Consider the following 11,421-nt stretch of genomic DNA (forward strand, 5'->3'; position numbering starts at 1 on the left):
TCGTCACCAGAAAATGATTAATGCGCTTTTTTAAAGCGGGCGATCATTTCCGGCACCGGGTCGCAGCCGCTGGTATCGGCGTTTTTGACCGCCTCCAGCGCGCTGGCCACGGTATGGCGAGCGAGGACGTTTAACGAAGCCTGCTCTGCTTCATCGGCAACCGATTTGAAGTACCAGCAGGCGTTGGCGCTGACCACGCAGCGGGCCGGGACGTCAGGACGCGACGCCCACAGTTTTTTATCTTCGATAACCGAAAGATAGATATCACGCAGGGTGATCTTGTCCGCCGGACGGCCAAGATGAATTGAGCCGTTGCGGCCAAGCGTGGAGACGATAATGCCGTCACGAGTTAGCGGAACCATTAGTTTACGGATAAAGCTCGGGTTCGCTTCCAGGCCGTAGGCCAGAATCGCACTCGTCGAACGTTCACCCATCTGCTCCGCCATTGCTACGCTGAGAACCATCTGCAAAGCTGTCGGGAAGCGGTAATCTAACATGGCAGTGTCCTGGGTTGCGGTGAATCTTGTTCTTTTTGGCACCGCAGAGGTGAATAATCAATGAACAACAATATAACAAATACGGGAATTTTTTTGAAGCAATCTGCGGTTAGCCTGCGAAGTAAATTTTCTGATTTCACGGGCAAAGGCGGGGCAAACACAGATTCCCCTTCGTACCGTTTTATTTAACGCAAACGCCATCCTTTGTTCCGCTAGCCGCGNCCTGTCCACACCAGCGGCGCCTAACCCTGTGGATAACCTGGAGGCAGTTGCCTGGCAGCCGCAGCCCGGGCGGGCTACCGGCAGCCGTTCGTTTTTTGAACAGGGAAAACTCCCCCGCCGGGCAGCGCGCTAAGCGCGAAAATCACCACCCCGGCGCAGGGAAGCGCCCGCCCCGCTTAATAATTCCACTTCGGCCGCGCCACCGTGTTTTTCTTCAGCAGGTCGCGGAACGCTTTCAGGTAGGGCTCATTGCTGCGCCCGCGCTTACAGATAGCCGAGAACGGCGACTGAAAGCCAAACTCGTTGGGCAGCAGTACCCGCAGGCGGTTCTCTTTGATCCACGGCCAGGCGTAATGCTCCGGCAGATAGCCAATATATTTCCCCGAGAGGATCAGCAGCAGCTGGGCGTCGACGGTCTCGACGGTAGCGCTCCCTTTGCTGAAGCCCCGACGGCGGAGATCGCTGGTGTTCCAGTAGCTGCGGGTCACCAGCGGGCACTGGCTGATCTGCTCTTTATCGAGCTGGCGGCTGAAGAACATCGGGTGCAGATCGCTGCAGTAGAGCCAGTGCTGTTCACGGTACAGCGGCTCGCTGATGATGTTATGCACCTGCGAGTTGTAGCTGCCGATGGCCAGGTCGATATGGTTGTTCAGCACGCCGTTCAGTTGCTCCGCCGGGGTGCGGATAATCAGTTTGATATGCACATGGGGAAATTTGTCGCTGAAGCTGCGCAGAACCACCGGCAGCGAGAGCGCCGTTTCGGTCTCGATGGAGTCGAGCGTCGAGATGCACAGGGTGCCGCTGTGCTCCCCTTTGAGCAGCGCCGACTGCCGCTCCAGCTCATTGAGTTCGCTCAGCACGCGGATCGCCTGCTGTAAAAACTGCTGACCTTTCTCGGTCAGAGAAAAGCCGCCGCGCCCGCGCTGGCAGAGGGTGAAGCCGAGCTGTCCCTCCAGCTGCGACATGGCATTGCTGATGGCGGAGACCGAAATACCCAGCTCCTGCTGGGCCCGGCTGTAGCTCTCCAGGCGGGCCACCGCCTCGAAAACCTGCAGCTGGCGAATATTGAGGCTGGCGTCGTGATGCATCGTATTTAGTTCACCAATAAATGAACTGAGTATTTACGCCAGACGATGTAAAGTCCAGCGCGGGTTGCGCACTATCTCTCCTGTTACGTTTCATCCGTCAGATTCAGGAGCAGACATGGATAACCTCTTTCACCAACCGCAGGGTGGCAATGAGATGCCACGCTTCGCCGGACGCGCCACAATGATGCGCCTGCCGTTTATCGAAGATTTACAGGGACTTGACGCGGCATTTGTCGGCATTCCGCTGGATATCGGCACCTCGCAGCGCTCGGGCACGCGCTACGGACCACGCTATATTCGCGCCGAATCGGTGATGATCCGTCCGTACAATATGGCGACCGGCGCCGCGCCGTTCGACTCGCTGTCGGTGGCTGATATCGGCGATGTGCCGATCAATACCTACAGCCTGCTCAAATCGGTGCAAATTATCGAAGATTACTACACCGGTTTGAATAGTTATCCGCTGATCCCGCTGACCCTCGGCGGGGACCACACCATTACCCTGCCGATCCTGCGGGCGCTGACCAAAAAACATGGTCCGGTGGGCCTCATCCACGTCGACGCCCATACCGACACCAATGATGAGATGTTCGGAGAGAAAATCGCCCACGGCACCACCTTCCGCCGCGCCGTTGAGGAGGGACTGCTCGACCTCAAACGGGTGGTGCAGATTGGCCAGCGCGCCCAGGGCTATGCCGCCGGCGACTTCCAGTGGGGCGTTGACCAGGGCTTTCGCCTGGTGCAGGCGGAGCAGTGCTGGCATACCTCGCTGGCGCCGCTGATGGCCGAAGTCCGCCAGCAGATGGGCGACGGGCCGGTGTATCTCAGCTTTGATATCGATAGCCTCGATCCCATCTGGGCTCCAGGAACCGGGACGCCGGAAGTTGGCGGTCTGACCTCCATTCAGGCGCTGGAGATCGTCCGCGGCTGCCGCGGCCTGAATCTGATTGGCGCGGATCTGGTCGAGGTCTCGCCCCCCTACGACGTGAGCGGTAATACCTCCCAGCTGGCGGCCAACCTGCTGTACGAGATGCTCTGCGTCCTGCCNGGCGTGAAGTACGCCTGAGGACGCCGCCATGGAGCTGAAATGCTTTCGCACCCTCTGGGGAGTGACGACCCCCTGGCCGCAAACGCTGGATGAACTGCAGCGTGTCGGCTGCTGCGGTATCGAAGCCCGCGTGCCGTTAACGGTGGCCGAGCGGCGGCAGCTCGCCGACCGCCTGCAGGCGTCGGGGCTGGAGTATATCGCCATTCTTTTCAGCGGCGGCGGGGTGCTCCCCGCCCAGCATGAAACGCCCGAGCAGCATCTGGCGCGCCTGCAGTCCCGCTTCGCCGAGGCCAGCGGCCTCAACCCGCGCTTTGTCAATTTGCTGGCGGGCAACGATCGCTGGCCGCTGGCGCAGCAAGTCGATTTTCTCGGCAAGGCGCACGAGCTGGCCGCCGGGTTTGGTTTGACCTGCAGCTTTGAAACCCATCGCGCCACCTCGCTGTACAGCCCGTGGCTCACCCTGGAGATCATTCAGCAGCTCCCCCAGCTGCGCTTTACCGCCGACATCAGCCACTGGGTGGTGGTCAGCGAGCGCCTGCTGGATGACCCCAGCGATGACTTCAGCGCCTTTATCGACCGCGTGCATCACGTGCAGGCTCGGGTGGGCTACGACCAGGGGCCGCAGGTGCCGCACCCGGCGGCGCCTGAGTATCAGCCGGCGCTGGCTTTTGCCGAGCGCTTCTGGCAGCAAATCTGGCGTTCGCAGCGCCAGCGCGGCTACCCGCAGACCACGCTGACCCCGGAGTTTGGCGCCGACGGCTATCTGCACCATCTGCCGTTCACCAACGTTCCGGTGGCCGATCTCTGGTCGCTCAACGCCTGGATGGCCACGCGCCAGCAGGCCCACTTTCAGCAGTTTTTATCGCTCACTGAACAGGAACCGCAGCCATGACCGCCGTGAAGCACGCTTTTACTGAACTCCCGACCATCGATATCCGCGATCTGGCCGGCGATGACCTCGCCAGGCGTCAGGCGGTGGCCGACGCCATCGGCCGCGCGGCGCGCGAGGTGGGCTTTTTCTACATCACCGGCCACGGTATCGACCCGGCGCTGATCGCCGGCGTCCGCGAGGCGGCGAAGCAGATCTTCGCCCTGCCGATGGAGGAGAAGATGAACTATTACATCGGCCACTCCAAAAGCCATAAGGGCTACGTTCCGGAAGGAGAAGAGATCTACGGCTCCGGCAAGCCGGACCATAAAGAGGCTTTCGATATCGGCTTCCAGGCAGCGGATGACCATCCGCTGGTGCTCGCCGGTACGCCGCTGATCGGCGCCAACGAGTGGCCCGATCTGCCGGATTTCCGCGCGCGGGTGCTGGCCTACTACGACGCGGTTTTCGCCCTCGGCCACCGTCTGTTCGACGCTTTCGCCCTCGCGCTCGGCCTGCCGGAAGGGTATTTCAAACCGATGGTGACCTGCCCGCCGGCTAAGCTGCGGCTGATCCATTACCCGTTCGACGCCAGCGTCGAAGATGTTCCCGGAATTGGTGCACACACCGACTATGAGTGCTTCACCCTGCTGCTCGCCGACCAGCCCGGCCTTGAAGTTCTCAATGAAGAAAGCGTGTGGATCGATGCACCTCCCGTCAAGAACGCCGCCGGAGAAGAGGCGTTCGTGATCAATATCGGCGACATGCTGGAAGTGCTCAGCGCTGGCACATTTGTTGCTACAGCCCACCGGGTGCGCAAAGTGCCGCAGGAGCGGTACTCCTTCCCGCTGTTTTTCGCCTGCGATTACCACACGCTGATCCGTCCGCTGCCGACTTTTCTCGCCGCCGGCGAAGCCGGTGAATATCAGGAGCTCAGCATCGGGGAGCATATGTGGAGCCAGGCCCTGCAAACCTATCGCTACCTGCGCGAAAAGGTCAATCGCGGTGAACTTCAGCTACCGGAGCGCGCGCGCGGCACCAATACGTTTGGCCATTTGAAAAAACAGGCTCAGCAAAAAAACCCCTAACCACCCGTGAGGATCCATGATGACTAGCACCCTGAAAAAAATCTCGCGCCGTGTCGCGCTTACCCTCGCCGTCAGCGCCTGTTTTTCCCCTGTCACCCAGGCGGCGGAACTGCTGACCGAGGGCGTCTTTAAGGTGGGGATGGAGGTCACCTACCCGCCGTTTGAGTCCTATGACAGCAATAACAATATCGTCGGTCTCGACCCGGAGTTTGCCGCGCTGATCGCCCAACATCTGCAGGCCAAACCGCAGCTGATCGACACCAAGTTCACCAGCCTGATCCTCGGCATCGGCAAGAAATATGACGCGGTGATCTCCGGGATGTACGTGACGCCGGAGCGCCAGAAACAGGCCGACGCCATCCCTTACGCCCTCTCCGGCGCGTCGATCATCGCCCTGAAGGGCGGCGCGGTGCAGCCGAAAACCGAAGATGAGCTGTGCGGTGTGAAGGTCGGTCTGCAGGCGGGCACCACCTGGGTGACCAGCCTGAAAAAACACTCCGATGAGTGGTGCCTGAAAAACGGCAAACCTACCATCACCATTCAGGAGTTCCCGACGGCGCCGGAAGCCTCCCAGGCGCTGCTGTCGAAGAACATCGGCGCCCAGCTTGAGATTGCCCCGGCAGCGCAGATCATCGTCGACAAGAGCCGCGGCCGCCTGGCGATAAGCTCTACGCGCCTGGTCTACCCGCTGCCGCTTGGGATCTACGTCGCCAAAGGCAACACCGAGCTGGCGGAGGCGATCAAGGCCACCCTGGCCACGCTGAAGGCCAACGGCCAATATGCCGCGTTGATCAAAAAATACAACTTAGAAAGCATCGATTAAGACAATAAGCACTGCGCAACAGGAGTCGGTATGGCGTTCGATTGGGGATACTTTTTTTCATTGTTTAGCATTGGGGCATTCTGGCAGGCGTGCGTGACCGTCATCGTAATCAGCACCTTGTCCTGGGGGATCGGCCTGGTAGTCGGTTTTCTGTTAGCCTGCGCGAAGCTCTCGGCGCCGCGCTGGGTCAAGATCCCCGTCGAACTCTATATCTGGTTTTTTCGCAGCGTGCCGCTGATGGTGCTGCTGGTGTTTGTCTACAACCTGCCGCAGCTGTTTCCGGTGACCCAGCCGCTGCTCGGGGTGCCGTTTATCGCCGGGCTGGTGTCGATGACCGTCACCGAGGCGGCCTATATGGCGGAGATCCACCGCGGCGGGCTGCTGTCGGTGGCCAAGGGGCAGAGCGAGGCAGGCCATGCGCTGAGCTTCAGCTTTATCGGCATCCAGCGGCTGATCGTGATCCCTCAGGCGTTTCGCATCTCGCTGCCGACGCTGATCAATGAATACATCACCATCATTAAGCTGAGCTCGATTCTGTCGGTGGTCTCCTTACCCGAGCTGCTGCTCACCGGCCAGCGCTTGTATGCGCAGAATTTCCTTGTGATGGAGACCCTGCTGGCGGTAGCGGTGTACTACGTGATGGTGGTTACCGTCTTCACCTGGCTGTTCCGGGCGCTGGAAAATCGTCTCGATATTCAGCGTAAGCGTCCGCAAACCCTCAGCGAGGCGGAATGCCAGGCGCTGCGCCAGAGCCTGCCGGCGCTGACGGAAGAGATCAAAACGCCGGCCGTCAACGGCGCGCCGCCAGCGCTCGATCTGCGGGGCATTCGCAAATCCTGGGGTCAGCATGAGGTGCTGAAAGGCATCGATCTGCAGGTGGAGAACGGGGAGGTGATCAGCATCATCGGCCCGTCCGGCTCCGGCAAAACCACCCTGATCCGCACCATCAACGCCCTCGAAAGCCTTGATGGCGGGGAGATCATTCTCTACGGCGAGGACTATCTTAAGGGCGGAGCTATCGTCGACAAACGCCAGATGCGCGCCGGGGTACGGCGCATCGGCATGGTCTTCCAGAGCTTCAACCTGTTCCCCCACCGCACGGTGCTCGACAACGTGATGCTGGCCCCGCGCTATCACCAGCTGCTGGACCAGCCGGTCGCCCGCGAGCAGGCCCTGGCGCTGCTCGACCGCGTCGGCCTGCTGGCCCATGCCCACAAGTACCCCGGACAGCTCTCCGGCGGCCAGCAGCAGCGCGTGGCGATCGCCCGGGCGCTGGCGCTGAAGCCGGACATTATGCTGTTTGACGAACCGACCTCGGCGCTGGATCCCGAGCTGGTAGGCGAAGTGCTGAAGGTCATTCAGTCGCTGGCCCGCGAAGGCATGACCATGCTGATTGTCACTCACGAGATGGACTTCGCCCTGTCGATTTCCGACCGCGTGGTGCTGATGGAGAACGGCGTGGTGCAGGCCGATATCGCCCCGCAGGTGATCCGCAGCCCGCTGGAGGCGCCTTCTCTGCAACGAATCCGTGAATTTATGGGAGTACGCTAAATGGCAACTGAGCAACACCTGCGCCAGCAGCTGGCCGCCGCCTACCGGCTGGCGGCGCTGTTCGGCTGGGAGGATACCCTCTACACTCACTTCTCCGTGCGCCTGCCCGGCGACGGCGAGCCGCGTTTTTTAATTAATCCCTTCGGCATGATGTTTGACGAAGTCACCGCCAGCAACCTGATCGTAGTGGATATGCAGGGCAAGGTCGTAGCGGGCGACGCGCCGGCTAACTCGGCGGGCTTTACCATCCATAGCGCGGTGCATATGGCCCGGGAAGACGCCCACTGCGTGATCCACACCCATACGCTGCCGGGAATGGCGGTGGCCGCCTGCGAGGACGGCCTGCTGCAGCTCAACCAGATCAGCACCGAATTTTACCAGCGCGTCGGCTACCATCCCTATGAAGGGGTGGCCTTTGACCTCGACGAACGGGCGCGCATCCAGCGCTCGCTGGGGAATAATATCGCCATGATCCTGCAGAGCCACGGCCTGCTGTCGGTGGGCCGCACCGTGGCTGACGCCTTTTATATCATGTACTACCTGAACCGCGCCTGCGAGATCCAGATGGCCACCGCCCAGCTGGCGGCCCTCAGCCCGATCCACACCATCGCTCCGCACCTCAGCCAGCACGCCTGCGAGCAGCTGATGGGCGTGGAGCATGAACGTCAACAGGTCTGGCAGGCGTGGCTGCGCCGTCTTGACCGTCTCGATACCTCTTACAAAGACTAACGCCTATGTCTGATATCACTATCGTGGTGGATTGTAACGACGCGGATTTCGCCCGCGATATTTGCGCCGCCCTGCAGCAGTTTCCCGACGTCACGGCGCTTCTGCCCCATCACCAGGCGGCGCGCGACGCCCAGTACGCCAGCTGCTGGTTCCCGGACCCGCAGCTGTTGACCCGTTCGCCGGGGCTGAAGCTGATCCAGGCCGCGTCCGCCGGGGTCGATCATCTGCCGCCCGCGCTGTTCGCCAGCGAGATCCCGCTGTGCCGGGTGATCGATGAAGATTTTCGCCACGGCATGTTCGAATATGCCCTGTGGAGCGTCCTGTGGTTTCAGCGCCATTTCGACCGGGCGCTGGCCCACCAGCGGACCCAAACCTGGAANCTCTATCCCCAGCGCGCCGCCGCCGACTTCCATATCGGCATTATGGGGCTCGGCGAAATTGGCGGCTATATCGCCGACCAGCTGGCCCGCCTCGGCTATCGGGTCTCCGGCTGGTCGCGCAGTGAAAAGCAGCTGGCTGGCGTCACCTGCTATCGCGGCGAGGAGGCGCTCGACAGCTTCCTCGGGTCGCTTGACGGGCTGATTNACCTCCTGCCGCTCACCGCGCAGACCCGGGGTATCCTCGCCGCGCCGCTGTTCAACCGGCTACCCGCCGGGGCGGTGTTGATCAACTGCGGCCGCGGGGAGCATATGGTCAATGAGGATGTGCTGGCGGCGCTGGAGAGCGGCCAGCTCGCCGGGGCGGTGCTCGACGTCTTCCCGCAGGAGCCATTGCCGGCGGACGATCCGCTGTGGCGCCATCCGCAGGTGGTCATCACCCCACATATGGCCTCTGCGGCCTCTGCCGAGGTGATCGCCCGCCAGCTGCTGGAGAACATTCAGCGCCAGCGCCGCGGGCTGCCGCTGAAAAACCTGGTCAATAAGCACGCCGGTTACTGATCCCCGGCTATATCGCCGCTGCTACGCTTAATAGGAGATCCACAACCAGAAGGCAGGAACATGAAGATTGATTTAGCCGGAAAAGTCGCGCTGGTCACCGCCTCCACGGCGGGTATTGGCTTCGCCATCGCCAAAGGCCTGGCGGAGAGCGGCGCAGAGGTCATCCTTAACGGGCGCAGCGAGCAGAGCGTGAACGCCGCGATCGCCCGGCTGCAAAATGAGGTGCCGGGCGCGAAGGCGCGCCCCGCCATCGCCGACCTCAGCGACGCCGACGGCGCAGCGCAGCTGCTGCGGGCCGTGACCGGCGTCGATATTCTGGTCAATAACGCCGGGATCTATGGCCCGCAGGATTTCTACGCCACCGACGACGCGACCTGGGACAACTACTGGCAGACCAACGTCATGTCCGGCGTGCGCCTGTCGCGAGGGCTGCTCCCGGCGATGGTCAACAAAGGCTGGGGGCGGGTGGTGTTTATCTCCTCGGAATCGGCGCGCAATATCCCGGCGGACATGATCCACTATGGCGTCACCAAGACCGCGCAGCTCTCGCTGGCCCGCGGCCTGGCGAAATATGTCGCAGGCAGCGGAGTGACCGTTAACAGCGTTCTGCCAGGGCCAACGATTTCCGACGGCTTTGCCGAAATGCTGAAAGACGACGTGGCGAAAACCGGTCAGTCGCTGGAGGAACTGGCGAAAGCGTTTGTCATGACCCATCGTCCGAGCTCGGTGATCCAGCGGGCGGCCTCGGTGGCAGAGGTCGCCAATATGGTGGTCTACGTCTGCTCGCCGCAGGCGTCAGCCACCTCCGGCGCCGCGCTGCGCGTCGATGGCGGCGTGGTGGATGATATTCTCTGAATCCCCTTTATGCAGGGGAGCCCCCTCCCCTGCCACCTTCCCGGGCGCTAAAAAGCGCAAAATGTTAAAAAAACGCGGCAAAGTCGCACAAAGTGAACAGGAACATGTATTCTCAGAACTTATGATATTTGTTTTAAGCATAAGTTGTGGTGTTAATGTCTCTATTACGAAGCTTGCTTTTCTTTTTCGGCGCGGCGGTCGCGGCCGCCCTCGCGGTACTCTGCCTGTGGGTGGATATTCGGGTGTTTGGCAACGACATCCCGGAGGTGTCGCTCACCGAAGTGGTCCAGGAGAGCGTGCTGGCCGTTATCGTGCTGGTTCATCTGCTGCTGGCGCGGAAATATGCCCACTTGCGCTATAGCAATATCCTCATCGGCGGCTTCTTTCTCGCCATGCTGATCCGTGAGCTGGATGGCCTGTTTGATTTACTCTCCCACGGCAGCTGGGTGTGGTTTGCCCTGCTGGCCACCGCGGGGTCGCTGCTGTTGCCGTTGCGCCATCTGCGTCAGACCCTGTCGCAGCTGGCGGAGTATACCCGCACCCCGTATTACGGGATGATGATTAGCGGCCTGCTGGCGATTCTGGTCTTCTCGCGGCTGTTTGGCATGCACGGCCTGTGGTACGCCGTGCTGGAAGAGAACTACGCCCGGGTGGTAAAAAATACGGTCGAGGAAGGCAGCGAGTCGTTTGGCTATATGCTGTGCCTGACCGCCACCCTGGGCTACGCCTGCTACTTTCGCAGTCTGGCGCAACAGGCACTGTCGCCGCAGCGCTAATCGTGGACGATAGCCACCGCCGGGCGTGTCTGCCGGCGGTGGCGCGCCACCGCGGTTAACCGCGAATTTTCCACTTCCGTTTGAGAACCTCTTTGTCCTGGCTATCCAGCCACTGGTTCACTTTCTCCAGCAGCGCCGGGTTATCTTTACTCATCATATACACCTTGTTGCTGGCGGTACCGGCGAATGGCGTTTCGTTGGCAACGCAGAACACGCCGGGCTCTTTGCTCTGGTAATAGTCGCCTTCAATCAGATCGGTCACCATCATATCGGCCGTTTTCTGCCGCAGCGCCTGCAGGTTATCGACATTGTTCTGCACGCGAATAATTTGCGCCTGCTTGATGTGTTCATCGACAAAACTCTGGTTTGTGCCGCCAGGGTTGACGATCACTTTCACGTCCGGACGGTCAATTTTTTCCAGCGAACCGAGCCGCGGGGCGGCCTGGCAGTTGGCTAAGGCGATTTTTCCGTTCGCCACCACCGGATGGCTGAGGGCGAAGGCTTGCGCCCGCGCCGGGGTCTCGGTAACTCCACCCATCGCAATATCAAACTTGTCCGCCTGCAGATCGGCGGCGAGCGCGGGCCAGCTGGTGTAGACGAAGCTCACCTTCAGCCCGAGCGTGCGCCCGAGATCGCGGGCCATGTCCACGTCATAGCCCTGCAGTTCGCCGGCGGCATTGCGAAACGCCAGCGGCGCGTAATCGCCCGGCACGCCCACCTTCAGTTCACCGCTGTGCTCGATGGATTGCATATCGCGCGCCTGGGCGCCGCAGGTCATTATCGCCAGCGTCAGCGCCAGCCCCACCGTCAGTCTCATTTCGCCATCCTTAAAGTTATCGTTTTTCATGCCAGAGTGACCGGCCGCATCAGTCACAGTATCCGCCGCGCGAGCCAGGGCATTCATCCTATTTTTAAACACCGGGACATACAACCCGACG

At 61.2% G+C, this 11,421-nt stretch carries 12 protein-coding genes; 9 read left to right on the top strand and 3 right to left on the bottom strand.

Translation table 11 applies throughout. From position 1 onward, the window contains the following. Positions 1 to 17 precede the first annotated feature (17 nt). Together VZP09_RS14940 and VZP09_RS14945 are read right to left on the bottom strand one after the other, a co-directional pair. Positions 18 to 497 carry an RrF2 family transcriptional regulator gene (locus VZP09_RS14940; RefSeq protein ID WP_000888203.1) on the bottom strand — a complete coding sequence of 160 codons (480 nt, stop codon included), beginning with the start codon at positions 495 to 497 and terminating at the stop codon, positions 18 to 20. Between the two features lie 398 nt (positions 498 to 895). Beyond that, positions 896 to 1,807: a LysR family transcriptional regulator gene (locus tag VZP09_RS14945; RefSeq protein ID WP_002914199.1), complete on the bottom strand. Its 912-nt coding sequence runs from the start codon at positions 1,805 to 1,807 to the stop codon at positions 896 to 898. A gap of 115 nt (positions 1,808 to 1,922) precedes the next feature. Here VZP09_RS14945 and speB point away from each other — a divergent pair, with 115 nt between their 5' ends. The 9 genes from speB to VZP09_RS14990 all read left to right on the top strand — a co-directional run bounded on the left by speB (position 1,923) and on the right by VZP09_RS14990 (position 10,483). Beyond that, positions 1,923 to 2,873: an agmatinase gene (speB, locus tag VZP09_RS14950; RefSeq protein ID WP_004145693.1), complete on the top strand. Its 951-nt coding sequence runs from the start codon at positions 1,923 to 1,925 to the stop codon at positions 2,871 to 2,873. Positions 2,874 to 2,883: 10 nt separating this feature from the next. Beyond that, positions 2,884 to 3,747: a sugar phosphate isomerase/epimerase family protein gene (locus VZP09_RS14955; RefSeq protein ID WP_021312369.1), complete on the top strand. Its 864-nt coding sequence runs from the start codon at positions 2,884 to 2,886 to the stop codon at positions 3,745 to 3,747. Next, complete coding sequence (locus VZP09_RS14960; protein WP_004145695.1) at positions 3,744 to 4,811, top strand: isopenicillin N synthase family dioxygenase; 1,068 nt, start codon at positions 3,744 to 3,746, stop codon at positions 4,809 to 4,811. The genes VZP09_RS14955 and VZP09_RS14960 overlap by 4 nt, the downstream gene beginning before the upstream one ends. Before the next feature lie 19 nt (positions 4,812 to 4,830). Continuing rightward, positions 4,831 to 5,634, top strand: coding sequence for an ABC transporter substrate-binding protein (locus tag VZP09_RS14965; RefSeq protein WP_135686918.1), 804 nt, complete (start codon positions 4,831 to 4,833; stop codon positions 5,632 to 5,634). A 30-nt stretch (positions 5,635 to 5,664) separates the two neighbouring features. Further along, positions 5,665 to 7,185, top strand: a complete 1,521-nt coding sequence (locus tag VZP09_RS14970; RefSeq protein ID WP_004212910.1) for an amino acid ABC transporter permease/ATP-binding protein — start codon at positions 5,665 to 5,667, stop codon at positions 7,183 to 7,185. Next, positions 7,186 to 7,914 (top strand): class II aldolase/adducin family protein, encoded by a 729-nt coding sequence (locus VZP09_RS14975; protein ID WP_004174769.1) that lies wholly within the window; start codon positions 7,186 to 7,188, stop codon positions 7,912 to 7,914. 5 nt (positions 7,915 to 7,919) lie between these two features. Continuing rightward, positions 7,920 to 8,852, top strand: coding sequence for a 2-hydroxyacid dehydrogenase (locus tag VZP09_RS14980; protein ID WP_328795249.1), 933 nt, complete (start codon positions 7,920 to 7,922; stop codon positions 8,850 to 8,852). A 60-nt stretch (positions 8,853 to 8,912) separates the two neighbouring features. Then, a complete protein-coding gene (locus tag VZP09_RS14985) occupies positions 8,913 to 9,707 on the top strand; it encodes an SDR family NAD(P)-dependent oxidoreductase (RefSeq protein ID WP_014907068.1) in 795 nt (264 codons plus the stop codon). Between the two features lie 155 nt (positions 9,708 to 9,862). Further along, a complete protein-coding gene (locus VZP09_RS14990) occupies positions 9,863 to 10,483 on the top strand; it encodes a hypothetical protein (protein ID WP_004185314.1) in 621 nt (206 codons plus the stop codon). Positions 10,484 to 10,538: 55 nt separating this feature from the next. Here VZP09_RS14990 and VZP09_RS14995 read toward each other — a convergent pair whose 3' ends face one another. Then, entirely contained in the window at positions 10,539 to 11,387 is an 849-nt protein-coding gene (locus VZP09_RS14995) for a transporter substrate-binding domain-containing protein (RefSeq protein ID WP_009486155.1), read from the bottom strand. Between the last annotated feature and the right edge of the window lie 34 nt (positions 11,388 to 11,421).

The organism is Klebsiella sp. EMBS2024 (assembly GCF_036233805.1).
GTDB lineage: Bacteria > Pseudomonadota > Gammaproteobacteria > Enterobacterales > Enterobacteriaceae > Klebsiella > Klebsiella pneumoniae.

What these genes read in the sequence shown, in the direction of transcription:
- VZP09_RS14965 (WP_135686918.1), top strand. Translation starts at nt 4,831, where the DNA reads ATGACTAGCACCCTGAAAAAAATCTCGCGCCGTGTCGCGCTTACCCTC.
- VZP09_RS14990 (WP_004185314.1), top strand. Translation starts at nt 9,863, where the DNA reads ATGTCTCTATTACGAAGCTTGCTTTTCTTTTTCGGCGCGGCGGTCGCG.
- VZP09_RS14985 (WP_014907068.1), top strand. Translation starts at nt 8,913, where the DNA reads ATGAAGATTGATTTAGCCGGAAAAGTCGCGCTGGTCACCGCCTCCACG.
- VZP09_RS14960 (WP_004145695.1), top strand. Translation starts at nt 3,744, where the DNA reads ATGACCGCCGTGAAGCACGCTTTTACTGAACTCCCGACCATCGATATC.
- VZP09_RS14945 (WP_002914199.1), bottom strand. Translation starts at nt 1,807, where the DNA reads ATGCATCACGACGCCAGCCTCAATATTCGCCAGCTGCAGGTTTTCGAG.
- VZP09_RS14995 (WP_009486155.1), bottom strand. Translation starts at nt 11,387, where the DNA reads ATGAATGCCCTGGCTCGCGCGGCGGATACTGTGACTGATGCGGCCGGT.
- VZP09_RS14975 (WP_004174769.1), top strand. Translation starts at nt 7,186, where the DNA reads ATGGCAACTGAGCAACACCTGCGCCAGCAGCTGGCCGCCGCCTACCGG.
- VZP09_RS14970 (WP_004212910.1), top strand. Translation starts at nt 5,665, where the DNA reads ATGGCGTTCGATTGGGGATACTTTTTTTCATTGTTTAGCATTGGGGCA.
- VZP09_RS14940 (WP_000888203.1), bottom strand. Translation starts at nt 497, where the DNA reads ATGTTAGATTACCGCTTCCCGACAGCTTTGCAGATGGTTCTCAGCGTA.
- VZP09_RS14955 (WP_021312369.1), top strand. Translation starts at nt 2,884, where the DNA reads ATGGAGCTGAAATGCTTTCGCACCCTCTGGGGAGTGACGACCCCCTGG.